Annotated in this window: 27 protein-coding genes and 1 tRNA gene; 13 read left to right on the forward strand and 15 right to left on the reverse strand. The window is 63.4% G+C overall.

Annotated features, from left to right (window positions below):
• Window positions 1–33: 33 nt before the first annotated feature.
• The gene (locus tag KJQ96_RS20230) at window positions 34–1398 is read right to left on the reverse strand and encodes an FAD-dependent oxidoreductase (protein WP_213288309.1); all 1365 of its coding nucleotides are present in this window, start codon (window positions 1396–1398) and stop codon (window positions 34–36) included.
• A gap of 107 nt (window positions 1399–1505) precedes the next feature.
• On the opposite strand from KJQ96_RS20230, the gene KJQ96_RS20235 reads away from it, so the two are divergent.
• Entirely contained in the window at window positions 1506–2390 is an 885-nt protein-coding gene (locus KJQ96_RS20235; protein WP_213288310.1) for a LysR family transcriptional regulator, read from the forward strand.
• 13 nt (window positions 2391–2403) lie between these two features.
• Here the strand turns inward: KJQ96_RS20235 and KJQ96_RS20240 are convergent, their stop codons facing one another.
• Window positions 2404–3210 (reverse strand): aspartate dehydrogenase, encoded by an 807-nt coding sequence (locus KJQ96_RS20240; protein WP_213288311.1) that lies wholly within the window; start codon window positions 3208–3210, stop codon window positions 2404–2406.
• Window positions 3211–4008 carry an enoyl-CoA hydratase-related protein gene (locus tag KJQ96_RS20245; protein ID WP_213288312.1) on the reverse strand — a complete coding sequence of 266 codons (798 nt, stop codon included), beginning with the start codon at window positions 4006–4008 and terminating at the stop codon, window positions 3211–3213.
• A gap of 168 nt (window positions 4009–4176) precedes the next feature.
• Here KJQ96_RS20245 and KJQ96_RS20250 point away from each other — a divergent pair, with 168 nt between their 5' ends.
• Complete coding sequence (locus KJQ96_RS20250; protein WP_213288313.1) at window positions 4177–5151, forward strand: ketopantoate reductase family protein; 975 nt, start codon at window positions 4177–4179, stop codon at window positions 5149–5151.
• Between the two features lie 24 nt (window positions 5152–5175).
• The gene (locus KJQ96_RS20255; protein WP_213288314.1) at window positions 5176–5955 is read left to right on the forward strand and encodes an SDR family oxidoreductase; all 780 of its coding nucleotides are present in this window, start codon (window positions 5176–5178) and stop codon (window positions 5953–5955) included.
• A gap of 93 nt (window positions 5956–6048) precedes the next feature.
• On the opposite strand, the gene KJQ96_RS20260 is transcribed toward KJQ96_RS20255, so the two are convergent.
• On the reverse strand, window positions 6049–6783 hold the full coding sequence (locus tag KJQ96_RS20260; RefSeq protein WP_213288315.1) for an aspartate/glutamate racemase family protein: 735 nt from the start codon (window positions 6781–6783) through the stop codon (window positions 6049–6051).
• 315 nt (window positions 6784–7098) lie between these two features.
• Window positions 7099–7782 (reverse strand): alpha/beta family hydrolase, encoded by a 684-nt coding sequence (locus tag KJQ96_RS20265; protein ID WP_213288316.1) that lies wholly within the window; start codon window positions 7780–7782, stop codon window positions 7099–7101.
• 243 nt (window positions 7783–8025) lie between these two features.
• Here KJQ96_RS20265 and KJQ96_RS20270 point away from each other — a divergent pair, with 243 nt between their 5' ends.
• A complete protein-coding gene (locus tag KJQ96_RS20270) occupies window positions 8026–9867 on the forward strand; it encodes a di-heme-cytochrome C peroxidase (RefSeq protein WP_213288317.1) in 1842 nt (613 codons plus the stop codon).
• 101 nt (window positions 9868–9968) lie between these two features.
• On the opposite strand, the gene KJQ96_RS20275 is transcribed toward KJQ96_RS20270, so the two are convergent.
• Complete coding sequence (locus KJQ96_RS20275) at window positions 9969–10211, reverse strand: hypothetical protein (RefSeq protein WP_213288318.1); 243 nt, start codon at window positions 10209–10211, stop codon at window positions 9969–9971.
• A gap of 239 nt (window positions 10212–10450) precedes the next feature.
• On the opposite strand from KJQ96_RS20275, the gene KJQ96_RS20280 reads away from it, so the two are divergent.
• Window positions 10451–11407, forward strand: coding sequence for an alpha/beta hydrolase (locus tag KJQ96_RS20280; RefSeq protein ID WP_213288319.1), 957 nt, complete (start codon window positions 10451–10453; stop codon window positions 11405–11407).
• Between the two features lie 64 nt (window positions 11408–11471).
• On the opposite strand, the gene KJQ96_RS20285 is transcribed toward KJQ96_RS20280, so the two are convergent.
• A tRNA-Arg gene (locus tag KJQ96_RS20285) sits at window positions 11472–11548 on the reverse strand.
• A 358-nt stretch (window positions 11549–11906) separates the two neighbouring features.
• On the opposite strand from KJQ96_RS20285, the gene KJQ96_RS20290 reads away from it, so the two are divergent.
• Window positions 11907–12449, forward strand: a complete 543-nt coding sequence (locus tag KJQ96_RS20290) for a PRC-barrel domain-containing protein (RefSeq protein ID WP_213288320.1) — start codon at window positions 11907–11909, stop codon at window positions 12447–12449.
• 78 nt (window positions 12450–12527) lie between these two features.
• Here the strand turns inward: KJQ96_RS20290 and KJQ96_RS20295 are convergent, their stop codons facing one another.
• The 3 genes from KJQ96_RS20295 to KJQ96_RS20305 form a co-directional block, all read right to left on the reverse strand.
• A complete protein-coding gene (locus KJQ96_RS20295; protein WP_213288321.1) occupies window positions 12528–13487 on the reverse strand; it encodes a tripartite tricarboxylate transporter substrate binding protein in 960 nt (319 codons plus the stop codon).
• Window positions 13488–13643: 156 nt separating this feature from the next.
• Window positions 13644–14012 (reverse strand): cupin domain-containing protein, encoded by a 369-nt coding sequence (locus KJQ96_RS20300; protein ID WP_213288322.1) that lies wholly within the window; start codon window positions 14010–14012, stop codon window positions 13644–13646.
• A gap of 29 nt (window positions 14013–14041) precedes the next feature.
• Complete coding sequence (locus KJQ96_RS20305; protein ID WP_213288323.1) at window positions 14042–14680, reverse strand: RraA family protein; 639 nt, start codon at window positions 14678–14680, stop codon at window positions 14042–14044.
• A 268-nt stretch (window positions 14681–14948) separates the two neighbouring features.
• On the opposite strand from KJQ96_RS20305, the gene KJQ96_RS20310 reads away from it, so the two are divergent.
• Window positions 14949–15905 (forward strand): helix-turn-helix domain-containing protein, encoded by a 957-nt coding sequence (locus tag KJQ96_RS20310; RefSeq protein ID WP_213288324.1) that lies wholly within the window; start codon window positions 14949–14951, stop codon window positions 15903–15905.
• A gap of 268 nt (window positions 15906–16173) precedes the next feature.
• Window positions 16174–16815, forward strand: coding sequence for a hypothetical protein (locus KJQ96_RS20315; RefSeq protein WP_213288325.1), 642 nt, complete (start codon window positions 16174–16176; stop codon window positions 16813–16815).
• 160 nt (window positions 16816–16975) lie between these two features.
• On the opposite strand, the gene KJQ96_RS20320 is transcribed toward KJQ96_RS20315, so the two are convergent.
• Together KJQ96_RS20320 and KJQ96_RS20325 are read right to left on the reverse strand one after the other, a co-directional pair.
• The gene (locus KJQ96_RS20320; protein ID WP_213288326.1) at window positions 16976–17176 is read right to left on the reverse strand and encodes a hypothetical protein; all 201 of its coding nucleotides are present in this window, start codon (window positions 17174–17176) and stop codon (window positions 16976–16978) included.
• 59 nt (window positions 17177–17235) lie between these two features.
• Complete coding sequence (locus tag KJQ96_RS20325; protein ID WP_213288327.1) at window positions 17236–18243, reverse strand: 2-dehydropantoate 2-reductase; 1008 nt, start codon at window positions 18241–18243, stop codon at window positions 17236–17238.
• Between the two features lie 138 nt (window positions 18244–18381).
• Between KJQ96_RS20325 and KJQ96_RS20330 the strand changes: the two genes are divergently transcribed.
• Together KJQ96_RS20330 and KJQ96_RS20335 are read left to right on the forward strand one after the other, a co-directional pair.
• Window positions 18382–18957, forward strand: a complete 576-nt coding sequence (locus KJQ96_RS20330; RefSeq protein ID WP_213288328.1) for a YidB family protein — start codon at window positions 18382–18384, stop codon at window positions 18955–18957.
• A 71-nt stretch (window positions 18958–19028) separates the two neighbouring features.
• Window positions 19029–19307, forward strand: coding sequence for a GlsB/YeaQ/YmgE family stress response membrane protein (locus KJQ96_RS20335; RefSeq protein ID WP_065726443.1), 279 nt, complete (start codon window positions 19029–19031; stop codon window positions 19305–19307).
• A gap of 147 nt (window positions 19308–19454) precedes the next feature.
• On the opposite strand, the gene KJQ96_RS20340 is transcribed toward KJQ96_RS20335, so the two are convergent.
• Window positions 19455–20237: an SDR family NAD(P)-dependent oxidoreductase gene (locus tag KJQ96_RS20340; RefSeq protein WP_028347623.1), complete on the reverse strand. Its 783-nt coding sequence runs from the start codon at window positions 20235–20237 to the stop codon at window positions 19455–19457.
• 279 nt (window positions 20238–20516) lie between these two features.
• Between KJQ96_RS20340 and KJQ96_RS20345 the strand changes: the two genes are divergently transcribed.
• The 3 genes from KJQ96_RS20345 to KJQ96_RS20355 are packed head-to-tail and all read left to right on the forward strand — an operon-like array spanning window position 20517 to window position 23616.
• Window positions 20517–21584, forward strand: coding sequence for an acyl-CoA dehydrogenase family protein (locus tag KJQ96_RS20345; RefSeq protein WP_213288329.1), 1068 nt, complete (start codon window positions 20517–20519; stop codon window positions 21582–21584).
• 33 nt (window positions 21585–21617) lie between these two features.
• The gene (locus KJQ96_RS20350) at window positions 21618–22778 is read left to right on the forward strand and encodes an acyl-CoA dehydrogenase family protein (protein WP_213288330.1); all 1161 of its coding nucleotides are present in this window, start codon (window positions 21618–21620) and stop codon (window positions 22776–22778) included.
• A gap of 37 nt (window positions 22779–22815) precedes the next feature.
• Window positions 22816–23616: an enoyl-CoA hydratase/isomerase family protein gene (locus KJQ96_RS20355; RefSeq protein ID WP_213288331.1), complete on the forward strand. Its 801-nt coding sequence runs from the start codon at window positions 22816–22818 to the stop codon at window positions 23614–23616.
• 156 nt (window positions 23617–23772) lie between these two features.
• On the opposite strand, the gene KJQ96_RS20360 is transcribed toward KJQ96_RS20355, so the two are convergent.
• Both KJQ96_RS20360 and KJQ96_RS20365 read right to left on the reverse strand, forming a co-directional pair.
• Window positions 23773–24537, reverse strand: coding sequence for a hypothetical protein (locus tag KJQ96_RS20360; RefSeq protein WP_213288332.1), 765 nt, complete (start codon window positions 24535–24537; stop codon window positions 23773–23775).
• 1 nt (window position 24538) lies between these two features.
• Window positions 24539–25333 (reverse strand): enoyl-CoA hydratase, encoded by a 795-nt coding sequence (locus tag KJQ96_RS20365; protein ID WP_213288333.1) that lies wholly within the window; start codon window positions 25331–25333, stop codon window positions 24539–24541.
• Between the last annotated feature and the right edge of the window lie 123 nt (window positions 25334–25456).

Raw genomic sequence — 25456 nt, forward strand, 5'->3', positions numbered from 1 at the left:
GGGACGACGTAGCATATTTCGGAACTCACCGATCTATAACCCCTCGGGCACGCTCTGGTCCCGCCCGATGAACGCGCCCTGTTGTTTCAACGCTTGTTGCAACTTTTCAACGGCAATGTCGCGTGGAATTGTATTTCCGGACAGCGCCAATGCTGCGGCGAGACCGGCCGCCTCCCCCATCACAAAGCAGGCGCCGGAGACCCGCGCCGCAGATTGGCCCTCATGAGTCATCGAGGCGCAGCGCCCGGCCACCAGCAGATTGTCTATGCCCTCAGGCACCAGCATACGATATGGCAATTCGTTGAAGCCGCGCGATTCCGGGATCGGCGGAAACTTGAAGACGACGTCGCCGGCGACATGTTGCTCCATCGGCCAGCCGTTGACGCCGATGGAATCCTCGAACGAGGCGCAGCCGAGCACATCCTCGCCCGACAGCATATAGCCGCCGATCACGCGCCGCGTCTCGCGGATGCCGAGCTGCGGCGGCAGGTCGACGATGTAGGATTTTTCGAAACCGGGCACCGTGCGCAGGAATTCGAACGCCTGCACGGCCTGACGGCGGCCTTCGATCTCGCCGCGTGTCATCTGATCAGGATCGATGCCGCTGACTGCGCTGCCATCCTCGCGCGCAAGCTGGGTGAAATTGACCCGCCATTCGATCGCCGAACGCTGCGGCCGCACGATCGCGGACTTGCGCGGAAAACGATGCGTGCCCGCGGCTTCGGCCTTTTCCATCAGCGCCGGGATCGTCCGCCACGCCTCGCCCGCCCTTTCGGGATCGATGCCGTTGAGGCGCAGCATCATCGATGGGTAAAGCATGCTGCCGGCATTGTCGCCGACTTCAAAGGGTGCGCCCGCCCAGGCCGCGAGATCGCCGTCGCCTGAGCAATCGATGAATATGCCCGCGCACACCGCCTGACGCCCCGCCTTGGTTTCCACCATCAGCGCGTGGATGCGCCTCTCATCATCCATCACCACACCGGCGCCAAGGGCGTGAAAGAGGATATCGACCTTGTGCGCGGCCAATAGATCGTCGGCCGCGATTTTGTAGGCCGCGGTGTCATAGGCCTGCGCGAGAATCTTGCCGAGGATAAGATGCGGCGCATTGAGCCCATCGAGCCGGTCGATCCGCGCGAGCAGCTCGGACGCAATCCCCTGCACCACCCGGCGCATCTCGCCATGCACGTTGGCATGCAGTCCGCAAAAATTGGTCACGCCGGCGGCGGTGCCCATGCCCCCGAGAAAGCCGTAGCGCTCGATCAAAAGCGTGCGCCGGCCTGCGCGCGCGGCGGCGATGGCCGCGGCAATGCCGGCGGGCCCGCCACCGAGGACGGCAACTTCATATTCGCCATAGACTGGTACCCGGCGCGCGGGTTCTGTGATCGTTTCGGCCGACACTGGTCGCCTTCCGTCCCTGTTTCTTGTTGCCGGCACTATGAATTGATGCGTAACGGACTACAATCCGCCAAATAGCGCGATCAGCTTTCTCGAATCGTGAAAAGTGGATGGATACGCTCACTAATCTTCAGGCCTTTTTGGCCTCCGCGGAGGCCGGCGGCTTTTCGGCCGCCGCCCGCAAGCTCAACGTTTCGACCTCGGTCGTGTCGAAGCGAGTTACGCAGCTCGAGGACCAGATCGGCATCGCGCTGTTCCGCCGCTCGACCCGCCAGTTGCGATTGACGGAAGCGGGGCAGCGCTATCTGCATCGCGCGCGCGGCGTAGTGGCTGACGCCAGCGACCTTCTCGCGCGCATGGGCGAGAATGACCGCGACCTCGTCGATCACCTTCGCATCAAGGCCCCCACCTCGCTCACCATCGCCCGGCTTGCCGATGCATTCAGCGCCTTCCAGACGCAAAATCCGCGGCTGAAGCTTGAAATCGTGCTGATCGACCGGCCGGTCGATCCGGTGACGGAAGGATTTGATATCGCCATCGGCGCGTTCCCGCATTCATTCGGCGGCGTCATTGACGAGCCGCTCTGCTCGCTCCAGCGGCTGCTATGCGCCTCGCCCGCCTATCTCGCAGCCCATGGCGTGCCCCAGCACCCGCGCGAACTGGTCGATCATCATTGCTTGAGCTTTCTCCCCACCGGATCAGAATGGACGTTTGACGGGCCGCGTGGCCGAACCAGCATCCAGGTGCGCCCGCTGTTGAGCTCAAACGAAGGCCATGTGCTGGTGAAAAGCGCGATCGCCGGCAACGGCATTGCTTTGACCTCGCACTATCTCGTTGCCGACGCGCTGCGCAGCGGCACATTGCAGGCGGTGCTGCCGGATTTTGTGATTCCTGAACTGTGGGTCAAGGCAGCCATTCCCGAGCGGCGAGTGAATGCCGCAGCCGTGCAGGCGCTGCTGCAGCATTTGAGACGCGCGCTCTCGCCGGCGCTGTAAACGCGGAAGGCGCTTACGTTCCGACCTGTAGCGGCGAAGCCAGCTTGCGCAGCGCCGCGATTACCGAGAGCGCGGTGATGCGGCCGGTCTTCGGATTTTCCGAGGGGATGTTCTCGATCGACATCGTGAACGAGGCCGAGTCGGATTCGACCTTGATCTGATGGCAATTCCGCGTCACCGCCGGATCGGCCCAGATTTCGATCGTCGTGCGATCGGGCCCAATGCCGGCCAGCGACAAGGCCGCCACGACATTGACATTGGCGGGGAAGGCGGCAGCCGCATCGCGCGCCGAGCCCTTGAAAACACGCAGCGCGGATGTCAGGCCCTCCATGGAGATCCCGTTCTCGATGAGATAAGGCGCGCCAGCGAGACCTCGGGGCGGCTTGCGCGTAACCATCTGCACCGAATGGATGGTTCCTTCGGCGGCGGCCGAAACCGCATCAAATCCGATCAAGGCGCCGGTCGGCACGATGATCTGCCCGCCATGCACCCGGGCCAGATCGACGAGATCGGGTCGCGGCAACAGCGCGCTGGCGCTCAGCACCATCACCTGCTTGCCGGCGGTTAGCATCGGCCGGCAGATCTGGTCGAGCATTTCAGCCGGCGCGCATTCGACGACGAGGTCGGCATATTCGGGCGAGTCATCGAGCGCGATCAGCGGACAGGAGACGCCTTCACGATCGAGCCATGCTTGCGCCTTCGCCTGATCCCTCGTCGCGATCGCCGCGAGCGAAAGGCCCGGCAACCCGTCCGCCAGCTTGCGCGCGACGGTTCGGCCGATCTCGCCCAGTCCGGCAACGGCGATGCGTTTGGAAGACATTTACCCGGCCCCCCATCGCGCCGCCCGCTTCTCTGCAAACGACGCGAGCCCCTCCGACGCCTCTTTGGTCTGCCGCCGCGCCGAGTGCATTTTCACCAGCCGCGCATAGGCCTCGTCGTCGACGCCCATGCCGCCGAACGAGCTTTCCATTGCCAGCCGCTTGGTTTCGGCCAACGCTTCGGGGCCGTTGGCGAGCAGTTGCTCGACCATCTTGGCGCCTGCCATTTCCAGCTCCGCCAGCGGCACCACCTCATGCACCAGCCCGATGCGGCGGGCCTCTTCCGCGCCGAACCGTTCACCGGTCAGCGCATAGCGGCGCACCTGGCGGACGCCGATGGCGTCGCAGAGTTGCGGAATGATGATTGCGGCGGTGAGGCCCCAGCGCACTTCGGTGATCGAGAACAGCGCATTGTCAGCGGCGATCACGACGTCGCAGGCCGAGATCACGCCGGTGCCGCCGCCGAAACAGCCGCCCTGCACCAGCGCGACCGTCGGGATCGGCAGCGTATTCAACCGCTGCACGGCCTCGAACGTCGCGCGCGACACGGCCTCGTTCTCATCAGCCGATTTCGGCCGCACGCCGTTGATCCATTTCAGATCGGCGCCGGCCTGAAAATGCTTACCATTGCCCTTGAGCACGACGACGCGAAGATTTTGCTTCTTGCCGAGATCGTCCATCGCCGCGAGCACGCCGCCGATCAGTCCGCCGTCATACGCGTTGTTCACCTCGGGGCGATTGAGCGTGACGGTGGCGATACCGCGCGCGTCGAGATTCCACAAAACCGGATCGGCAGTCATTCGACGGTCCTCTCGTATTCGTTGTTGGCGGCACTATGCCGAGACAACGGAAGGTGATCCATCCCTTTTCGCCATAGCAGTGATGCAAACCGCGTCACCGGTTGCATACGGTAGCGTGCTTGTGGAAACTGAAGCTTCGGACGATCCCTTCAGCAGGATTTCCCATCCATGCGGATTTGCATTTTCGGTGCAGGCGCGGTCGGCAGCCATTTTGCGGTGCGGCTTGCACTGGCAGGACATGACGTTTCCTGCGTGATGCGCGGCGCGCATCTGGATGCCGTGAAAGCCAACGGGCTGACGCTGCGGGTTGGCGATGGCGAGTTCAAGGCGAAGGTCAGCGCATCCAGCGATCCCGCCGCGCTGGGCCGGCAGGACGTCGTGATTTGCACGTTGAAAGCGACAGGCCTCTCCAGCCTCGCCGCTGGGCTGCAGCCGCTGCTCGGCAGTGACACCGCCGTGGTGTTCGCGCAGAACGGCATTCCGTGGTGGTACGATATCGGGCTCTCGCCAAGCCATCCGCCGGTGCCGGATCTGGCCTTCCTCGATCCTGGCGGACGCCTGCGCGCGGCGATCCCGAGAGAGCGCATCGTCGGGGGCGTGGTGTTCTCATCGAATGAAGTCTTGGCGCCGGGCGTGGTCGCTAACCTCTCGCCCGAGCGCAACCGGCTCCTGATCGGCGAGTGCGACGACCGCGCCAGCGAGCGCGTCGCGAAGCTGCGCGCCGCGCTGAACAACGCTTCGATCGACTCGCCCGAGGTCACGGAGATCAGGGAGACGATCTGGTCAAAGCTCCTGACCAACATGTCGATGTCGGTGCTGTGTTTGCTGACCGGGCAGACTGCGCGCGCCGTACGCGACGATCCTGATCTCGCCGACATCGTGCCGCGCCTGCTCGACGAGGCCAACAGCGTGGCGCAAAGCTGCTTTCCGCAAGTCAAGCGCGTGACGCGCTCCGGCCCCGCGCCCGACCACAAGCCGTCGATCCTGCAGGATTACGAACTTGGCCGCGCCATGGAGATCGACGTTTTGGTGCGCGCGCCCGCCGCCTTCGCCCGCGCCGCCGGACTTTCGACACCGATGCTCGACATGATGGCCGCGCTGGCGATCCGACAGGCGCGCGACAAGGGGCTCTACAAGACCTAAGAACAAGCAAGGGGAAACCGCATCATGGACGTCAAAGACAAGGTCTGCGTCGTCACGGGAGCCGCGAGCGGCATCGGCGAGGCGGTGGCGCGCGCCTATGCGGAGGCCGGCGCGCGTGGCGTCGTCGTCGCCGACCTCAAAACCTCGCGCGAGAAGCTTGCCAAGGTCGCGGGCGACATCGACGGGCTGCCGATCACGGCCGACGTCGGGCTGGAGGAAGACATCAAGGCACTGATCGCGGCGGCCGAGGACAAGTATGGCCCGGTCGACGTGTTCTTCTCCAACGCCGGGCTCTCGCGCAAGGGCCAGGAGACCGCGTCTGACGCCGATTGGGAGGTGAGCTGGCGCGTCCATGTCATGAGCCATGTGTTCGCGGCCCGCGCGCTGGTGCCCGGCATGCTCGCACGCGGCTCCGGCTATCTCCTCAATACGGCGTCCGCCGCGGGCCTGCTGGCGTCGCTGAACTCGATGCCATACGGCGTCACCAAGAACGCCGCGGTGGCGCTCGCCGAGCATCTCGCCATTCAATATGGCGACCGCGGCATCCGCGTCTCCGTGCTGTGCCCGCAGTCAGTGCAAACCGGCATGACGACGCCCGGCCCGAGCGCGGCGCGGGTCGATGGCGTGTTGCAGCCGCCGGAGGTGGCGCGCATGGTGATCGAGGCGATGGAGGAAGAACGCTTCCTCATCCTGTCGCACCCGCAGGTCGCCGAATACGTCCAGCGCAAGGCCTCCAACCGCGACCGCTGGCTCGCCGGCATGCGCCGACTACGCGACAAGATCTACGGCGCGCCGCAACAATAGCGTTTTCGAGCGAAGTGGATGCCGGTTCGCGTAAAGAAAACGCATCAAATAAGAATCTAGGGCTTCTGTTCTGATTGGATCAGAACCGAAGCCCTAGCCTGAGGCTTTCGGCGCGAACGGCGCGAGTATCCCGGTGTAATTTTTAACGCCCGGCGACGCATAGGAACCGCGCCGCGAGGTCGTGAGCTTCAAACCCGCCAGCGCCTCGGCCTGCTTCACCGCGGCCGCCACACCGTCGACGACGGGGACGCCAAATTTCCGCGACAGTTTTTGCGCGAGATCGGCCATGCCCGCACAGCCGAGCACGATCGCCTCCGCGCCCTTCTCGAGCGCGCGGGCGATCTCGGCGTCAAGCTTCGCTTCCGCCCCGGAGCCCGGCTTTTCGAGATCAAGCACTGCGACGTCGCAAGCGGTGACCTGCACCCTCTCCGCAAAGCCATAGCGGCGCACCAGCTCTTCGAGCGGCACGATCGAGCGCGGCAGCGTGGTGACGATCGCGATGCGCTTTGCGATTTGACCAGCCGTTATCAGGGCGGCCTCGCAAATACCGACCACCGGAAAGGGCGCGGCGGTGCGGGCCGCATCGAGCCCGGTGTCGTCGAAGCAGGCGATGATGCCAGCGTCAGCATCCCGTGCATTCATCAGCGCCTGGATCAGGCCGGGCACGGCAAACGCCTCGTCGTAATAGCCTTCGATCGAGACCGGCCCCATCAAAGAGGTCACGGCGGATATTTCGGTGCCTGGTGCGGCAACAGCGCGCGCGGCGGCGCCGATCGTTTCCGTCATAGAGGCGGTGGTGTTGGGATTAACGATCAGGATTTTTGTCATGACGCATCGTAGTTCAGAAAGCGACGAGCGCAACCATATCCGTCGTCCCTGCGAACTTAGGGGACCCATACCGCGTGATCTATCGAGGAAGCGCGGTAGCAGACACCTTATCACACAACGAAAGCGGTGGTTATGGGCCCCTGCTTTCGCAGGGGCGACAAGTTGAGGGGCTCTCGCCTCTATTCCGTCGTCCCTGCGAACGCAGGGACCCATACGCCGTGGCCAGCAGAAGAGGCACGAGGGGAGTCGGCTTCTCTCAACTACGTGCTCCTGTGGTTATGGGTACCTGCGTTCGCAGGGACGACGTCGGAGAACTTAACTCACGACCGTCTGAACCCATTCGGAAAACGCATCCAGCGCCTCGTCCATCACCGCGCGATCATTCCGCCCCGAACTCTTCAGCACGTGAAAAGAATGATCGGCGCCATCAAGCAGATGCAGGGTCGCGCGCGATCCCAGGCCGTGCACGACTCGCTCGAGCAGACTCAGTTCCGCCAGTGCGTCGCGCGTGCCCTGCAAAAATAGCATCGGGATTGTGACGTCGGCGAGATGGCTGGCCCGCTCGCTGGACGGCTTGCCGGCCGGATGCAGCGGAAAGCCGAGAAACGCCAACCCGCGGACGCCCGGCAATGGTGAAAGGGACTGCGCTTGCGACGTCATCCGCCCGCCAAACGATCGGCCGCCCGCGATCAGTGGCAATGAGGGAAAGCGTCGCCCGGCTTCCGCCACGGCCGCTCGCACCGTTCCATGCGCAACCGCGGGCGGATCGGGCCGCCTACCGCCTTTTTCCATATAGAGAAACTGATAGCGCAGCGTCGCAATGCCGCGCTCGGTAAGGCCCGCGGCAACCGTCTCCATCGACTTGTGTGTCATGCCCGCGCCGGCCCCGTGCGCGAACACGTAACAGGCGCGGGACTGTGGCGACTCCACCACCAGGCCGGAAACCGCCTGGCCGGAGCCGATCTCTATTCGCAAGCGTTCTGCCGCTTCTGCCGTCATGTGATCTGTCCAACACTCTTCTGCATGATTGAGACTCTATACTGGAAAACGCCCGGCGAACGATGACCGGCGAGGATCGCAATCCCGCGGTCCTCAAGGATTTGGATTTATGGACAGACCTACGGCGCGACTATAAGATGGCATCATATCTAATCGCACGCCGAGGGTGATTCGCCTTGCGGCGTTTTTTGATAACAGACCGATATTGCGCGCCAACGGCGCGGCTTTAACGAGGGGCAGGCCATGCGGGGCAAAAGGATTGCAAAAATAGTGATCGCGCTGGCGGTCGTCGGCATCGGTTACGCCGCCGTCAAGGACGACGTCGCCAAGCTCTGGCAGGATCTTCACGTCAAGATCGTCGAACATCCGACACCGAAGAAAACCGTCTGGCTAGACCAGGGCGTTCCTAAGGAAAAGCTGAGCTGGTTCTATCACGCCGATCAGGGAACGCGGACCTTCGGCTTTCCCTACGAATGGTTCGTGGCGCTGGAGCAGCCGACGATTCCCTGGCTGTTGTTCACCTCCCCCGGCCTGTTCAGTGATTCCGCCTATCTCGATCGCTATGGCTTCATTGCCGATACCGTCATCCCCGGCAAGAAGGCACTCCCGATCGGCTTCGCGCAGGGCGGTCCAATGCTGGACCCGACCGGCGCGCCGTGGAAGAACCCGCGCAACAAGCAGAACATGACCGGCGTCGGCCTGACCTGTGCGGCCTGCCACACCGGCAGCTTCACCTACAAGGACACCGCCGTCGTCATCGACGGCGGACCGGCGCTCACCAACCTGTTCGCGATGAAGCAGGGCATGGGCATCTCGCTGTTGCTCACGCGCTACTGGCCTGGTCGGTTCGACCGTTTCGCCGAGCGCATCCTTGGTCCGGACTCCACCGTCGACGACCGCGCGACCCTGAAGTATCAGCTCGACCAGGTCCTCGCCCAATACAAGCAGGTCAAGAATCTCGAGGAGGCCGTCGCCGCGCAGAGCATCATCGAAGGATACGGACGGCTCGATGCGCTGAACCGGATCGGCAATCAGGTGTTTTCGATCGACCTGAAGAAGCCCGAAAACTACGCTGGCTCCTCAGCGCCAGTGCACTATCCCAGGATCTGGAACACGCCGTGGTTCGACTGGGTCCAGTATAACGGCTCAATCATGCAGCCCATGGTCCGCAATGCCGGCGAAGCGCTCGGCGTGTCGGCGGAGCTCAACCTGACCGATCCGGTAAAGGGCCTCTACAAGTCGAGTGTCGACGTGAAGTCGCTCGACAAAATGGAGCAGATGATCAAAGGCGACAAGCCGCCGAGCGCGAAGGACGGATTCTCAGGCCTCAAATCGCCGAAATGGCCGGGTGATATCCTACCGCCGATCGACCAGAAGCTGGCCGACAAGGGCGCCGAACTCTACAAGACCCATTGCCAGGAGTGTCACCGCCCGCCGGTGACAAGCGAGGCGTTCTACAATAACGAGAAGTGGTGGACGAAGAATCAGGCCGGCGAGGCGATCCTCAAGGTCGAAAACATACCGATCTCGCATATCGGGACCGATCCCGCGCAAGCGGAAGACATGGCCAGCCGAAAAGTTGCCCTGCCCTCGAATCTCGGAATCACGGACAACAGGTTCGGCTTCGCTCTCAAATATCTGGTCGAGAACACCGTCAATCTCATTTACAGCGAGCACAACCCGCCTTTGAGCGATGCCGACCGCAAGCGCATGGACGGCAATATGCCGAACGAAATCCAGGCCGAGTTAGCCTACAAGGTCCGTCCGCTGAACGGCGTGTGGGCGACGCCGCCCTATCTGCACAACGGCTCGGTGCCGACCATCGACGATCTGCTCGGCGACCCGGAAAAGCGGCCGACGAAATTCTATCTCGGCAGCCGCGAATACGACCCTGTGAAGCTCGGTTACAAGACCGACCCGATCGCCAATGGATTCGAATTCGATACATCCATTCGCGGCAACTCGAACAGGGGCCACGAATTCAGGAAGGACTACGACAAGAACAAGAAAATCAAGGGCGTCATCGGACCGGAGTTGTCCGCCGACGATCGAAAGGCGCTGATCGAGTACCTCAAGACGCTCTAAATTATTCGAGCTAAGTCATTCGCGCGACGTCGCGGCCGAGCTTCGCCCGGCCGTCGCCACCTGCGCGCCGGCCTCGCAGCGTCGGAAACGAACGGCAGGCCTTAACGGCTGGCCACCAGCCGCAAATGCGGCTTGATCGTTTCCTCAAGCTCGGCCTTGAGCTGGTGCACGCGCGGATCAGCCGAGCGCGCCGCGCACAGCGAATATTGGTTGACCGAGTACGCCAGTGCGCGCCGCTCGTCGGCGGTCCGCGTCACTTCCGGGCTGGACAGTTTCAGCACCATCCCGCCGAGTTGCACGAGCATTTCGTCGAGCGCCCGATCCATTCCGGCAATTTGATCCATCGCACCACTCCCTCTGGAAGGAGTAATGATCGGCGCCCCCGGCCGTTCCCCGCGCGCGCTCGGTTAGGGATAACCAGAAGTAAACGGACCGCGATTCTATCGACGCTGCCCGCATATCGTCTTGAAGCAATCATTATCAATTGAAGGATGCGGGCCCCGGTCTGCGCTGGGAAACGCCGCAATTGCGGCCGCCGCGCCCGTTACCTATGCTGCCGTCCTGTTCCGCAACGAGGCCCCGCATGATCCCGCCGCTCGATCCCGTCGTCGCCCAGATCATTCCGCTGCTGCCGCTGCGCGATCCTGCAACGATGACACCGCAGAGCGCGCGCGATGCGCTCCGCGCGTTGGCGGCCTCGCGCGCGGCAGTTCCGCCACCCCCGGTGATGAGCACGGAAGACATCAAGGTGAAAGGCGCGGCCGGATTCCTTGCGGCGCGGGTCTACCGGAACTCGAACGAAAAATCGCCGACGGCTGTGTTCTTTCACGGCGGCGGCTGGGTTGCAGGCGATCTCGAAACCCATGACCGGCAGGCGCGCTGGCTCGCGATCGAGACCGGCGCCGTCGTCGTTTCGGTCGATTACCGCCGGCCGCCCGAGGTGTGTTTTCCCGGCGCTTTCGAGGATGCCTTCACGGCCACGCAGGACGTCATCGCCCGCATCGCCGAGTTCGGCGGCGATGCCGCGCGCGTCGGCGTCGCCGGCGACAGCGCGGGCGGCAATCTTGCCGCCACCACCGCGATCGCCTGCCGCGATGCCGGCATCAGGCTATCAGCGCAGTTGCTGGTCTATCCCGTCACCGACGTTGCCGGAAGTTTCGCGGACGCGACGGAAAACGCCCGCTTCCCCTCGCGCAGCGAGAACGCAGAAGGCTATTTCCTCACCCGCGCCACCATGGAATGGTTTTGCGGCCATTACCTCGAAGACAAAACCCACGGCACCGACTGGCGCGTCTCGCCGCTCCGCGCCAAGAATCTTGCAGGCGTGGCGCCGGCGATCGTCTGCACCGCGTGGTTCGATCCGCTCCGCGACGAAGGCAAGGCCTACGCCGACGCGCTCAAGGCTGCCGGCGTGCCGACCAGCTACTATGACGGCCTCGGCCTGATCCACGGCTATTTCGGCCTCGGCGAAGCGTCGGATACCGCGAAGCGAGAAGCGCAGCGGGCGCGAGCGGAATTCAGGGCGCTGCTCGAAGCGTGATGGTGACAATGTCTGTCATGCGCCGGTTCGATCCGCGGATGGCTGCGTTGTGGCACTGGCGTGCTGGCGATCCCGGGAAGACTCGAACTTCCGACCTACGGTTTAGGAAACCGTCGCTCTATCCGGCTGAGCTACGGGACCGCGGACCCGCATGGCAAAGCAGGTGCTTGGGACGCTTCATAGCAAAGCAGGCGTGGCATCGCCAGCCCCTCCGGGCCACACTCTTTGGGCCCCGCAAAGGGATTTCCGCGTCGATCGAAAACCAAAAAGGAGCCGCCCGCCGACGGCTCCAGTTGCGGCTTTTCTGCCCCGTGTACCGCCATACCTCTTCAGCATGCGGCTGACTCGACGTCTCGCACGTGGCCGGGGAGTGACACAGTCGACGAAACCCGACGCCACGCCGCATCCTCAAGTCATGCCGAAACTTCCCCGAATGCCGTGGAACGTTCGCGCATGCGTTCTGTTCTAGGGAAACACGTCCATTTTCGAGGAGGACAAAATGCAGAAATTCCTAGCCGCGGCTCTTTTGAGCGCCGCCGTCTTCAGTGCTCCCGCCTATGCGCAGACCGCGCAAACGGCTCAGCCCGCCGCCCCCGCCGCGACGGCCGGCTCGCAGGAAAAGATGGAGCTCAAGGGGAACTGGCGCGCGTCCAAGCTCATGGGACTCGACGTCTATAATGATGCCAATGAAAAGCTCGGCGAGGTCAACGAGCTGATTCTCGACAAGCAGGGCAAGGTCAATGCCGTAGTCATCGGCGTCGGCGGCTTCCTGGGCATGGGCGAGCACGACATCGCCGTTTCCATGGACAAGCTCAAATTCGTCGAGGAGCCGGTCCGCACCAGCTCGACGGCGCCTGGAGCGACCACGCGCGACACTACAGGCACGCAGCGCGAGACCACGACGGGCGCAGCCACGGGCGCCACGACGACGACCGGACGCAGCGGCGATGCGAACGACTGGATGCCCGATCACGCGGTAATGAGCGGTACCAAGGAGCAGCTCAAGGCGATGCCGCAGTTCAAATATTCAGACTACAACTGAGGCGACCGCCTCTTGATGATGAAGGCCCCACCCTGGTGGGGCCTTCATCATGAGCGGAGACGGTGGCGGCACTTGCTGCTACGCCTTGATGTTGTTCTCGCGGACCACCTGTCCCCAGATGCTCACCTGCTTGGCGAAGAAGGTGCCGAACTCCTTGCCGTCGGCGAGCAGCAGCGACATGTTCTGGGTATCGCGCAACTGCGCCGCTACCGCCGGCTCGCTGAGAATCTCCTTCACCGATTTCGCCATGCCGGCGACGGCATCTTCCGGCGTTCCCTTCGGCGCGAAAACGCCCCACCAGGCCAGCGTCTCGAAATCGGGAAAGCCCGCTTCGATCGCAGTCTGCGTATCCTTCAGCACGGGCATCCGCGCGCGGCCCATCTGCAGTATCGGCCGCAGCCTGTTGGTGCCGAGTTGTGCCGTGATCAACGCCGCCGATCCCACGATGAGATCGACATGGCCGCCGAGCACGTCGTTCATCGCCGGACCGCCGCCGCGGTAGGGCACATGTGTGATCTCGACGCCGGCCTTCTTGCCCAGCACCGTCATCGCCAGATGGCCGAGCGTGCCGATGCCGACGGAGGCATATTTCACCGCGCCGGGCGTTGCCTTGCAGGCCGCGACCACGTCGGCAAAGGTCTTGTACGGCCGCTCGGCATTCGCGGCGATGACATAAGGCGCCGTGCCGACCAGGAACACCGGCACCAGATCCTTTTCGACATCCAGCCCCGGCTTTTCGAGGATCGATGGGATGACCGCGTGCGAATCGAACGTCACCAGGAACGTCGCGCCGTCAGGCGCGCTCTTGGCAACCTGCACGGCGCCGAGCGAGCCCGCCGCGCCGGACTTGTTCTCCACCAGCACGGTGCGGCCGAGCTTCGTCTGCAGATGAGACTGCAATAGCCGCGCCAGCGCGTCGGTCGATCCGCCCGGCGGGAACGGCACCACCAGCGTCATGTTCTTGGCCGGCTGCGCCAGCGCCGGCGTCACCGCGAACGCGGCTGTCGCCGCAAGCAAGTTGCGTCTTGTGATCTTCACAGAACTCTCCTCCCGTTGTCGCCCGCGATTTTTTTGTTTTTGTTCGCAGACTTGCTTTAGATCATGATGCGATTAGGCGGAATCGCATCACGATCTCCTCTCCTTGTTTGAGCATGATTTTTCGGAAAACCAGTTCCCACTTTTCCGGATCATGCTCTAGGTGCCGAAGCCGGACCCGGCCTTTTTGTATTCCGGGCGCGGCGGACTGAAGATGTCAAGCACACGCGCACCTTCCGGTCCAGCCCGCATGGTGTGCGGCACATTGCCGGGCGTCCGCCAGAAATCGCCCTTTTTGACCGGAATTTCCTCACCGCCCTGAACGCGGATCGCCGATCCCTCAAGCAGCACGCCCCATTGTTCTTCGGGGTGATGATGCAGCGTGCCTTGCGAATGCGGCGCCAGCGTCACCACCGACAGCATGGCGTGCTCGCCGGAAAAGATGCGTGTGGTGACGCCGGCAGCGAGTTCGCGAAGCAGGCCGTCGCTAGGGTTATCAAGATTGTGAAATTCGTCCTTCTGAGTCATCGATCCTCCTTGCGTGCTGTCGCGCCCCGTCAGGACTTTCCGTAGCTGCCCTGGTAGCGGCCTGCGCGGATCGCGGTGAGCGTATCTTCCTCGCGCGCGATCTGGGCGCGGACCGCCTCGAGCAATGTGGCGGCCACAGCAGCGGGGAACGATACCACGCCGTCCTCATCGCCCACCACGATGTCACCGGGAGAAATCACCGACCCGCCGACCGAAACCGGCACGTTGATCTCGCCGGGTCCGCTCTTGTACGGGCCGCGGTGGATCGCCGCGCGGGCAAAGCAGGGAAAGTCGGAGGCAGCGAAGGCTGCGACGTCGCGGATGGCGCCGTCGATCACATAGCCCGCGGCACCGCGGTATTCGGCGATGTTCTTCATGATCTCGCCGACCAGCGCCCGCGTCTCGTCACCGCCGCCATCAACCACGATGACGTCGCCCGGCCCGATCAGTTCCAGCGCCCGGTGGATCGCAAGATTGTCGCCGGGCCGCGTGCGCACCGTAAAAGCAGGTCCGACCAGCCGGCCGGCGCGATGAAACGGCCGCAGGCCCACGGCGCCCGGCAGCCGCGCAAGGTTGTCGCTGATGATCGAGGTCGGAGCGTTCCTGAACGCCTCGATCACCTCAGGCGCGGGCTTCGGCACGCTCGGTATGGCCGTGGTGATGGTCATAGAGACTGTTTCCTCTTGCTTCCTGTTGCAGCTCCGGCCCGCTCGGCGCGAGGGCTCCAGCCGCCACATGATGGCTTGGGTTGCTGCAAAACAATTAGCATTCCGCTTGAGCAGGTATAATGGATTTGGATGGGTCCGGCTCGCCCGGCGGCCTCGCAGGTCACGGCGGTGCTTTCGAAATCTTCGCCTCGGCCACACTTCTTAATGTTGCGTTAACCAGACCGGCCGACGCTGGCTGCGACGATTCGCGCCGCCCGGTTGTCTTACAATGCTGTTTAAGAATCTTGCCCCCTCGCCGGCCCTTTCGATCATCCGGTTTTCCGACATCGACGCCTTCCGGCCGGTCGAATTCGTCGCCGATGCGCGCAGCCTTCCGCTGAATCTTGCGAACTTCCATACCGCGCGCGCGGCGGTGCAGTTGCCCTGCTGCCGGGTCACGATGCTCCGCTCGTTTCCACGTATTGTCGATGTCAGCTACCGCGCCGCGCATGGCGTCGTCATCTTCCAGATCGAGGACGACTACGACGTAGCCGTCAACGGCATGTCCGTGAATCGTCCGGCTTTTGTCGGCATGCGCGGCAATGTGGATTTGCAGTTCGTTGAACCCCGTGGATCGCTGCACGCGATCATCACGCTTGGCGCCGGCCTGCGCGATCGGGAATGGTTCGATACGCCGGACCGGCTATGCCCATTCATGCCGGACCCCGACGCCCTCGCAACGGTCAGATCCGTCACGACAGATATTTTGCAGACGGCTTCCGCCAGGCCGGAACTGTTGCAGGAGCCGCGTTCGGCGTTGGCCCTCCAGGAGGGCCTGCTGCTCGCCATCGACGAGATGTTCCGCAGCGGCCGAACGCCGGAAGTGGCGAGCCGGCACGCAAGCAGAGGCTATTGCCGCCTCGTTCGCATGATCGACGAGTATGTCGCCTTTCATGCCGCCTCGGCGATCTACAGCGCCGACCTCGCCGAACAATGCGGCGTGTCGGTCAGGACGCTGGGCACAGCTGTGGCGAGCGTCCGCGGCATCAGCCTGCATCGCTATTTGCGCCTCAAGCAGCTTTGGTCGGCGCGCGCGCAGCTCGTGAAGGGATCCGACACCATCACCGTGACGTCCTGCGCCCGAGCCAATGGCTTCCGTCACATGGGCGAATTCGCAAGACTCTATCGCGCAGTGTTCCATGAAACGGCGTCGCGCACGCTGGCTCGCGCGAGAGGCGCTGACTGATTCTTGCCACAATGTGGCGTGCTCATTCGCTCGCCCTCAGATGGTGCACTTAGAATCGTTACAGCATCGTCTGCGCGAATTTGTCCTGCCGTTGAATTTCTTCAGGATTTTTAAAGACCTAACACCGTGTTCCACCGGTCACATCCCGAGGATAAGGTCACAACGCAAGCGGGAACACCGTGCAATTTCGGGGTGACAGCGCTGCCAAAATGATGACAATCGACTCAATCAAAGTTCCCTAGAGAATTCGAGTTGGAGCAGACCGTCCGTGATCGCCTCACGTGCATCTTCACTTGTTGTTGCCACGATCGGAGGGCTGTTCGTGCTCGCGCCGGTGGCTTCAGATGCGCAGTGGTGGCGTAGCGCACCGTTCGATTTCGAATCCTGCGCCGATGTGGCCGAGAAGGCGACGACCAAAGAAGAAAAGACGGCGAAACTCGCTGAATGCAACGCGAAATTCGCCGGCCGCCGCAAGCCCGGCGGCGGCTACACCTATTACGACTTCATGCAGGACCGGACGTTCGACATCGCGGGACCCAACCCGACGCCGGAAGAGCAGAAGAAGATCGACGAGCAATATACTGCCTATCTCGAGCGCGAGCGGCGCAACCACATCGCCGCAGCGGCGGCGGCCAAGCAGCAACAGCCGGAGCCGCCGCCAGCACAGGGAGTACAACAAGGTGTCCAACAGGTCTCGCTGCGCACGGAGCAGGTCCCTCCGCCGGTCGAAACCGAAAGAGTGCCGATACCGGTGGCGAGCCCGGTCAAGCAGGCCGCACGCATCAGGGCGGCCCAATGCGCCAAGAACCAATTCTCATGTGAATGGCCGCGGCTCTCGGAGAGCATCAACGAACTGAAGCGGCTGTTCAACCCACAGCAGCAGCCGCCGAGCAAACAGAAGAAGAGCTAGCCACTTCTGTCGTCCCTGCGAACGCAGGGACCCATACGCCGCGGCGGTTATTTTGACCCGCTGGGTAGATATCCTTTTCAGACAATAACGATTTGTGGTTATGGGTCCCTGCTTTCGCAGGGACGACGTGGCTGAGCGGTGCGCTCGCGGCGAATCAGCATCAGTGCGCACGCATCCGCTTGACGCGGCGCGACTTGATGACCGGCGCGACAACAGCACGTGACGCCGCCCGCTGCTCCTGCAGCCTCGCTTCATAACCCGGCGAGGGCGTCGCCGTCGGCGGCACGGCATAAGCGGGCAGCAATGACGCCCAGAAAATTAGGGCGGCAACCGCTACCAGCGCGAGGCGCGTTCGTTTCATGTCGCTTCTCCCATCGGCTTACCCGAACGAAACTCGCGCGGGACCGGCGCCGAGGCAAATCAATTTCGGGGGCGAATCTGCTCCGGCGTCAGGCCGGGCGAGCCCTGGCCACTGCTTTCAGCCTGCCGGATCAATTCCACAATCCGGCGCGAGAGCGGCGCCTCAAGTCCGCGGCGCTCGGCGATTTCGGTGATGACGCCCTGCAGATAATCGATTTCGGTGCGGCGGCCGCGCTGCAGATCTTCCCACATCGACGAGCGCGCCTCGGGATCGATCTTCATCGTCCGCCCCAGCAACGCTTCGAAGATCCGGTCCGGCAGCCGCAACAAAGCCGGCATCCAGGCGGGCGGAATCGGCGTCGGCGACACCGGCTTGATACCTTCGGCCTTGATCGCCGCGAGAGCTTCGGCGAGCTGATCGGCGAACAATTGCCGCCATGGTCGTTGTGCGAGCTGCCGGCGCAGCGGCAGATCGGCCAGCGCGTTGAGCGCGTTGTTGAGATTGAGCAGCAGCTTGCCCCATTGCACACCGTCAATGTTGCCGGTCGGCCGCATTGTCAGTCCCGGCACCGACAATTTCTCTGCTGTGCGCGCCTCGTCCTGCTCGATGACGATGTCACCCGAGGTGGCGCGATGAAACCGCCCTGCGCGAAGCGCGATCACGTTGAACGGCACCATGCCGCCGAGCACGCGCCGCCCCGGCAGGCGATTGCGCAGCACGGCGGCGTTGCCGACGCCGTTCTGCAGGCTAACGACGACGACATTGGACGGCGCATGGTGAGCGATGATTTCGGCCATCGCAGCGGTATCCGCGCTCTTGACCGTGACCAGCACCACGCCGGCGTCAGCAAAAATGGAAGGGTTTTCGGACAATACGAACCGATCGCGCGCGACGGTCTGGTCAAAACCTTCAAAACTGGTCGGCCGCAGGCCGCCTGCCTCGATCTCGGCGATCACGCGCGGACGCGCCAGCAGCGCCACGCGGCAGCCGCCGGCCGCCAGCATGCCGCCGACGAAGCAGCCGATGCTGCCGGCGCCTGCGATAACGATCGTTTGGCGCGAAACCATTTGTCACCTACCGCGTTGCAACCGGCTTCGAATAGCAGAGCGCGCGGACGGTGCCTATCGCAGGTGGCACCGCTCGCGCCTTGTAACCGTCATGTGCCACCGTTATGTTTCACGCGGGGCTACGCAGAGGAGACAACCATGGGTTTACTCGACGTACTCAACGGCATGATGAATGGGCCGCGCGGCCCGAGCCGCCCCAACTCACAATCCGAGAGCGGCGGAATGTCGCCCTTGACCATGGCGATCCTGGCGCTGCTGGCCTGGAAAGGCATCAAGCATTTCAGCGGCAACCAGACCGGCTCCGCACCACAACCGGCGCCCGTACCCGGCAATGTGAACGCCGGCATGCCCGGCGGCGGCATGGGCGGCGGGCTCAGCGACATGCTCAAGGGCGGCTTGGGCGGGCTGCTCGCGGGAGGCGCGGCCGGCACAATCCTGAGCGGCGGCCTCGGCGACCTCATGAAACAGTTGCAACAGAACGGCCTCGGCGATCAGGCCGACTCGTGGATCAGCAACGGCCCCAACAAGCAGGTCTCGCCCGGCGATCTCGGCAATGCGCTCGGCGCCGACGACATCGAGCAGCTATCGGCGCAAAGCGGATTGTCGCGCGACGATTTGCTGCAAGGCCTCAGCCAGTATCTGCCCGACGTCGTCAATCATCTGACACCGGACGGACGGCTGCCGAACGAGAACGAGATATCGGAACGGATCTGACGTCGCGAGACGCGCGGCGCCCGAGAGGTGCCGCGCCGCTTCACCATGGACGCATTGGAAAGGGGACGGAAATGGGCGGCATTATCTGGATCATCGTCGTCGGCTTCGTTGCCGGCATCATCGCGCGCATCCTTTCGCCGGGCCAGAACAACCCGACCGGCTTCATCCTGACTACGGTGCTCGGCATCGCCGGCGCGTTCCTGGCGACCTTCGTCGGCCAGGCGATCGGCCACTACAGCCCCGATCAGGGTGCTGGCTTCATCACCGCCACCATCGGCGCCCTAGTAGTGCTGTTCATCTGGAACAGACTGGTAGCGCGCGGCGTGATCTCGGATCCGGGGAATAGGTGACGGCGTAACCGTCATCCCGGGGCGATGCGAAGCATCGAACTATGGCGCGCACTTGCGCACCTGAGGATCTCGAGATTCCCCGGTGCGCAATTGCGCACCTGAGGTCTGGTGCTAGCGCACCATCCCGGAATGACGGCCCTCCAATCTTCACAACACCAGATGCATCCCCGCATCCATGCGCACGAACTCGCCGGTCATGTTGCTCGACGCCGGCGAAGCGAGGAAGCAGACGAGCTGCGCGATATCCTCGGCCGTGGAGGCGACCTTCAGCGGCACCTTCGCCACGACAGCATCGCGCACGGCTTTCGCGCCGGCTTCGCCGCGGCCCTTGGTGAACCATGGCGTATCGATATAGCCGGGACACACCGTGTTGACGCGGATCAGCGGTGCCAGCGCGCGCGCCAGCGATTGCGTCATGGTGTTGAGCGCGCCCTTGCTTGCGGCATAGGCGACGGACGAGCCGCCGCCGGAAATGCCGGCGACCGACGACACGTTGACCACGGCGGACGGCAGGTTGGAGGCTTTCGCGCCCGCTTCGAGCAGCGCGCGCGCCGCGCGGATCATCTGGAACGGACCGATCGTGTTGACGGCATAGATGCGCTGAAAGTCCTCGGCCGAAAGCCCGTCGAGATCGTGATGCGGCACGTGCTTGGTGGTGCCGGCATTGTTGACCAGCACGTCGAGGCGTCCCCACGGCACGGCCGCGGCGGCGATCTTCCTGCAGTCTTCATCGCGCGACACGTCGCCCTGCACGACCACGACTTCGGCGCCAGCGCTGCGGCAGAGATCGGCGGTCGCTTCGGCTTCCGCCTTGCTGTTGGAATAGTTGACGACGATGCGCGCGCCGCCCTTCGCCAGAATGGCCGCGGTCGCCGCCCCCAAACCCGAAGCAGAACCGGTGACAATCGCGCACAAACCATCCTTCGACATCCGCATTCCCTTTGTTGTTCTTGAATTAGAGTTTTGACCGGCCGCTGGCGGGGCCGAGCGCTACCATATCGCGCGGCCAACGGCGTGCAAATCCGAAGAAGTCCGTTGCGCGGAATTTATTCTTTGCGCCGCGATCTTCATGCCGCCGCCTCATGCGGCCCTGCGGACAGCACTTGTCACAGCTATGGCTTTTGCCCATCATAAAGCGCAAGAAAAGACCGCAGCCGGCCCGGCCATATGAGTTGGGATTGGCATGCCAATTTCAAATCGGGGAACGCTGTGGCGGAGAGTGAGAACATCGTTGCCGAGACCGCGGAGAAAATCTTCGCCGATCTCGCCGACGCCCAAACCATCAATCGCGACCAGAAGGGTAAGTGGAAAGCCCCGCTCTGGCAGGCGCTGACCGACGCCGGCCTGCCGCTGGCTTGGGTGCCGGAGGATTACGGCGGTTCGGGCGCCTCTCTCGCCGAAGGCTTTAGCGTGCTGAGCGCGGCCGGCCGCTTTGCCGTCGCGGTGCCGCTGGCCGAAACCATGCTGGCGGGCTGGCTGTTGGCGCAGGCAAAGATCACTTCGCCCGGCGGTGAGATGACGGTAGTGCCTGCGAGCCCGAAAGACCGAATTACCATCAATGCCGATGGCAGCCTGTCGGGCAGGGCTCGCGGCGTGCCGTTTGCCAAGGTCGCAAAATACTTCGCGGTGCTCGCCAGCGATGCGAAGGGTGATTTCTCCGTCGCGCTGGTCGATGCTGGCAAGTGTCGGATCGAGAGCGGCCTCAATCTCGGCGGCGATCCTTCTGACGTCGTGACGCTGGACAAGGTGGAGCCGGTCGCGATCAAGCCGGCGCCAATAGGTTTCGACCAGGCCCGGCTGATGCTGATGGGCGGCGTCGCGCGATCCCTGCAGATCGCCGGCGCGCTGGAATCGATGCTGGAAATCTCCGTGCGCTATTCCAACGAGCGTGTCGCCTTCGAGAAGAAGATCTCGAAATTCCAGGCGGTGCAGCACAACCTGGCGCGGCTCGCCGGCGAGTCGGCGGCCGCACTTGCCGCGGCCACCTCGGCCGCGGATGCCATTGCCAACGCTACGGGCTTCAACGACGAAGTGTTTCTCGAAGCGGTGGCGGCGAAAATCCGCTGCTCGGAGGCGGCGGAAAAAGGCGGCGGCATCGCCCATCAGGTGCATGGCGCGATCGGCTTTACCATCGAGCACATCCTGCACCGCTATTCCCTGCGCGCGCTGGCCTGGCGCGACGATTTCGGCTCCGAGAGTTATTGGGCGGTCGAGCTCGGCAAGCTCGTGGCACAAAGAGGCGCCGATGAGTTGTGGCCGCTCGTGGCCTCGCGCTGAGATCATCTCGATTTGCCTGCATAGAGAACAACAATGACCGCAGCCCTCCGTTTCGATCCGATCCGTCTGCCGAGCGAATGCGAGCAGTTGCGCAAGGAAGTCCGCGCCTTCCTTGCCGAGGAAATCGCAGCCGGCACGTTCGATCCGCACCAGCCCAACCGCGAAGACACCGACGCGCCGGAGTTTTCCCGAAGAGTGGGCGAGCGCGGCTGGCTCGGCATGACCTGGCCGAAGAAATATGGCGGCCATGAGCGCTCGTTCCTTGAGCGTTATGTGGTGACCGAGGAAATGCGCGTGGCGAATGCGCCGACGCGGCGCTTCTTTGTCGCCGACCGCCAGAGCGGCCCGGTGCTTTTGAAATACGCGCCCGAGCACATCAAGATGGAAATCCTGCCGCGCATCTGCCGCGGCGAGATCTGCTTTGCGATCGGCATGAGCGAGCCGAACTCCGGCTCCGATCTGTTCGCGGCAAAGACCCGCGCCACCAAGACCGATGGCGGCTATCTGATCAACGGCACCAAGATCTGGACCTCCTCGGCGCATATCGCCGATTACATGATCGCGATTTTTCGGACGTCACCGCCGACCAAAGAAAACCGCCGCCACGGCCTGACGCAGTTTCTGGTCAAGATGAAGCAGCCGGGCATCCAGGTGAACCCGATCGGCCAGATCACCGGGCAGTACGAATTCAACGAGGTCGTGTTCACTGACCACTTCATTCCCGACGATTACGTGCTCGGCGAAATCGACGGCGCCTGGAAGCAGGCGACGTCAGAACTCGCTTATGAGCGGTCCGGCCCCGAACGCTTCCTTGAGACCTATTACGTGCTGACCGAGCTGGTCCGCGCCGTCGGCAATAACCCGGACACCCGCAGCGCCGAGGGCATCGGCCGCCTGGTCGCGCAGGTGCACACGATGCGGCGCATGTCGGTGTCGGTCGCGGGCATGCTACAGGCCGGCAAGGAGCCGGTGGTCGAGGCCTCGATCGTGAAAGACATCGGCACCATCTGGGAGCAGCAATTGCCGCATCGCGTGCGTGAACTCGCCGCCTTTGTCGAGGAAACCGCTGGTAACCGCGAGACGCTGGAAAAGCAACTCGACTTCGCCATCAAGACCGCGCCTAAGCTGACGATCCAGGGCGGCACCACCGAAGTGCTGCGCGGCATCATCGCCCGCGGACTCGGTCTGCGCTAGCGCGGCCTGGTTTGCGCTAATTCAACGAGGAAACCTAATGACCAAATACACTGATATCGGCGTCGAGAAGCACGGCCATGTCGGCCTGATCGAAATCCGCAAGCCGCCCTTGAATTTCTTCGACGTCTCGCTGATCAACCAGATTGCGGATGCGCTGGAGGAGTTCGACAACGACATCGAAATCCGCAGCTCCGTGCTCGCAGCCCAAGGCAAGGCGTTCTGCGCCGGCGCGGATTTTTCCGATCCGAAGCGGCAAGAACAGGAAGCGAGCGCGCAGAATGACCCGGCCGCCAATCTGCCGATCAACCATCTCTACGTTCAGGCCGTGCGCATCTTCCGCAACAAAAAGCCGATCGTCGCCGCCGTCCACGGCGCGGCCATCGGCGGCGGCCTGGGACTAGCCGTCTCGGCCGATTTCCGCGTCACCTGTCCCGAGGCACGCTTCGCCGCCAACTTTACAAAACTCGGCTTTCATCCTGGCTTCGGCCTGACCACGACGCTTCCCGAACTTGTTGGCCGCAACAACGCCGAGCTGATCTTCTACACCAGCCGCCGCATCACGGGCGAGGAAGCCACGCGCATGGGTCTCGCCAATGTCTGCGTGCCGCAGGACCAGGTGCGAGCCGAGGCCATGAAGCTCGCAGCCGAAATCGCCGAATGCTCCCCGCTCGGCCTGATCTCGACCCGCGCCACCATGCGCGCCGGCCTCGCCGACCGCGTCATGGCCGCCACCAACCATGAGCTCGCCGAGCAGACCAGACTCCGCGCCACGGAAGATTTCAAGGAAGGCGTCAAAGCGACTGCCGAGCGAAGAGTGGCGAATTTCAAGGGACGGTGATCTAGCGCAACTCTCTCAACATGTCGTCCCTGCGAACGCAGGGACCCATAACCACCGTCGCCCGTTGGCACGGAAGGTAACTACCCCATCGCCTTACCGATAAGCCGCGGCGTATGGGTCCCTGCGTTCGCAGGGACGACGCGTTGATGGATTTCGCTACGCCACCAGCTTGAACGTCACGCCGCAAAGATCGAACGTATCGCCCGCCACTTTGCAACCCTTCGCCTTCGCCGCCTCGCGCACCTTGGCGATATCGGCGACCTTGAACGTCAATCCGCTCATCAGATCGCTTGCGCTTTTGACGAAACGGAAGCCGGCATTGGGCAGCTTCAATTCAGGGTCACCGCCTGCCCCATTGCTGACGGCGATACCCAGAATCTTCCCCCAGTGCTCAGCGAGCCCCTGCGGATCCGGGCTCTGCATCTCGACGTCCGTCAGCGCCAACGTCACGTCCTTGCGGATCGCCTTCTGCCAGTCCGGGCCCGCCGGCGGATAGGGCCCCAGCACATCGTCGCTGCCGTCGGTATGATTGAACTCGATGAAGGCGGCGCGGCAATCGCGCGGATGCAGTTGCACGCCGTGATAGGGCGCGTGCGTGATCACGTTCGCTGTGCGCACGCCGATCGCATTGGCATGCTTGCCGCGCGCGTCCGGATCGTCGCAGCAGAAGATCGCCATATAGCCGCCGCGGCCGCCGGTCTTGTCGAGGAAGCGCCCCGCCGCGGTGCCCGGCTGGATCGGCGCCACCACTTCGAGCAGGATCGTGTCGACCGGTAGCAGCGCGTTTTCCAGGCCATATTTGGCGACATTGCCGTCGCGGTAACATACGTTGAGGCCCATGATTTCGGAGATGTCCGAGATCACCGGCTCCAGATGCGGCGCTACCAGGCAGATCTGCCGCAGCCTGAGATACTCGGCCATACTAGTGCCCCTGAAACACGGGCTTGCGCTTCTCGACAAAGGCTTTTGCGGCCTCCTTGTGATCGGCGGTGTCGCCCGAGCGCGAATGATGGATGGCTTCGGCGTCGAAACAGGCTTCCAGCGACATCGTCTCGGCATTGTTGATGTTGCGCTTGATGTAGCCCAGCGTCACCGACGGTCCCTGCGCCAGCGACATCGCGAGATCATGCGCCTCTGTATCGATGTCAGCGTCCGGCACCACCTTTGTCACCATGCCAAGGTTATAGGCCTCCGTCGCGCTCAGCACCGGTGAGGTCAGATAGAGCTCGCGCGCTTTCGCGGCTCCGAGCATCTGGGTGAGGAAATAGGTGCCGCCGTAGTCCCCTGACAATCCAACCTTGGCGAACGCGGTCGTGATCTTGCAGGAGGCGCTGGCGACGCGCAGGTCGCAGGATAATGCGATGGAGAGGCCGGCGCCCGCGGCGGCGCCATCGAGCTGCGCCACCACCGGCTTCGGCATCTGGTGCAGGATGCGCGAGACTTCCATGCCGCGGCGCAAGTTCGCCATCTTGGCCTCGAAGCCGAGCGGCGCTCTGCCCTCCGCCATCGACTTGACGTCACCACCGACGCAGAACGTGCCGCCGGCGCCCTTCAAGAGTACCGCGCGCACCTCGTGATCCTCCGCCGCGCGCCGTGCGGCTTCGACCAATCCGCGCGTCATGTCCGGATTGAGTGCGTTGCGCCGGTCGGGGCGGTTCATGGTGATGGTGAGTAAGCCCTGTTCGAACTTCTGGAGGACCATTTCGTTTGCGCTCATGGGGTGGTGCTTTCGTTTGTTGATTGAGGCCGTCATTCCGGGATGGTCCGAAGGACCAGACCCGGAATCTCGAGATTCTCAGGTGCGCAATTGCGCACCATAGTTCGATGCTTCGCATCGCCT

It is taken from the genome of Bradyrhizobium sp. sGM-13 (assembly GCF_018398875.1).
In the GTDB taxonomy this organism is placed as follows: Bacteria; Pseudomonadota; Alphaproteobacteria; order Rhizobiales; family Xanthobacteraceae; genus Bradyrhizobium.

Bases quoted from the DNA above. Each gene is read 5' to 3' on its own strand.
- KJQ96_RS20235 (WP_213288310.1), top strand. From the start codon at position 1,506: ATGGATACGCTCACTAATCTTCAGGCCTTTTTGGCCTCCGCGGAGGCC.
- KJQ96_RS20240 (WP_213288311.1), bottom strand. From the start codon at position 3,210: ATGTCTTCCAAACGCATCGCCGTTGCCGGACTGGGCGAGATCGGCCGA.
- KJQ96_RS20245 (WP_213288312.1), bottom strand. From the start codon at position 4,008: ATGACTGCCGATCCGGTTTTGTGGAATCTCGACGCGCGCGGTATCGCC.
- KJQ96_RS20250 (WP_213288313.1), top strand. From the start codon at position 4,177: ATGCGGATTTGCATTTTCGGTGCAGGCGCGGTCGGCAGCCATTTTGCG.
- KJQ96_RS20255 (WP_213288314.1), top strand. From the start codon at position 5,176: ATGGACGTCAAAGACAAGGTCTGCGTCGTCACGGGAGCCGCGAGCGGC.
- KJQ96_RS20260 (WP_213288315.1), bottom strand. From the start codon at position 6,783: ATGACAAAAATCCTGATCGTTAATCCCAACACCACCGCCTCTATGACG.
- KJQ96_RS20265 (WP_213288316.1), bottom strand. From the start codon at position 7,782: ATGACGGCAGAAGCGGCAGAACGCTTGCGAATAGAGATCGGCTCCGGC.
- KJQ96_RS20270 (WP_213288317.1), top strand. From the start codon at position 8,026: ATGCGGGGCAAAAGGATTGCAAAAATAGTGATCGCGCTGGCGGTCGTC.
- KJQ96_RS20275 (WP_213288318.1), bottom strand. From the start codon at position 10,211: ATGGATCAAATTGCCGGAATGGATCGGGCGCTCGACGAAATGCTCGTG.
- KJQ96_RS20280 (WP_213288319.1), top strand. From the start codon at position 10,451: ATGATCCCGCCGCTCGATCCCGTCGTCGCCCAGATCATTCCGCTGCTG.
- KJQ96_RS20290 (WP_213288320.1), top strand. From the start codon at position 11,907: ATGCAGAAATTCCTAGCCGCGGCTCTTTTGAGCGCCGCCGTCTTCAGT.
- KJQ96_RS20300 (WP_213288322.1), bottom strand. From the start codon at position 14,012: ATGACTCAGAAGGACGAATTTCACAATCTTGATAACCCTAGCGACGGC.
- KJQ96_RS20305 (WP_213288323.1), bottom strand. From the start codon at position 14,680: ATGACCATCACCACGGCCATACCGAGCGTGCCGAAGCCCGCGCCTGAG.
- KJQ96_RS20310 (WP_213288324.1), top strand. From the start codon at position 14,949: ATGCTGTTTAAGAATCTTGCCCCCTCGCCGGCCCTTTCGATCATCCGG.
- KJQ96_RS20320 (WP_213288326.1), bottom strand. From the start codon at position 17,176: ATGAAACGAACGCGCCTCGCGCTGGTAGCGGTTGCCGCCCTAATTTTC.
- KJQ96_RS20325 (WP_213288327.1), bottom strand. From the start codon at position 18,243: ATGGTTTCGCGCCAAACGATCGTTATCGCAGGCGCCGGCAGCATCGGC.
- KJQ96_RS20330 (WP_213288328.1), top strand. From the start codon at position 18,382: ATGGGTTTACTCGACGTACTCAACGGCATGATGAATGGGCCGCGCGGC.
- KJQ96_RS20335 (WP_065726443.1), top strand. From the start codon at position 19,029: ATGGGCGGCATTATCTGGATCATCGTCGTCGGCTTCGTTGCCGGCATC.
- KJQ96_RS20340 (WP_028347623.1), bottom strand. From the start codon at position 20,237: ATGTCGAAGGATGGTTTGTGCGCGATTGTCACCGGTTCTGCTTCGGGT.
- KJQ96_RS20350 (WP_213288330.1), top strand. From the start codon at position 21,618: ATGACCGCAGCCCTCCGTTTCGATCCGATCCGTCTGCCGAGCGAATGC.
- KJQ96_RS20355 (WP_213288331.1), top strand. From the start codon at position 22,816: ATGACCAAATACACTGATATCGGCGTCGAGAAGCACGGCCATGTCGGC.
- KJQ96_RS20360 (WP_213288332.1), bottom strand. From the start codon at position 24,537: ATGGCCGAGTATCTCAGGCTGCGGCAGATCTGCCTGGTAGCGCCGCAT.
- KJQ96_RS20365 (WP_213288333.1), bottom strand. From the start codon at position 25,333: ATGAGCGCAAACGAAATGGTCCTCCAGAAGTTCGAACAGGGCTTACTC.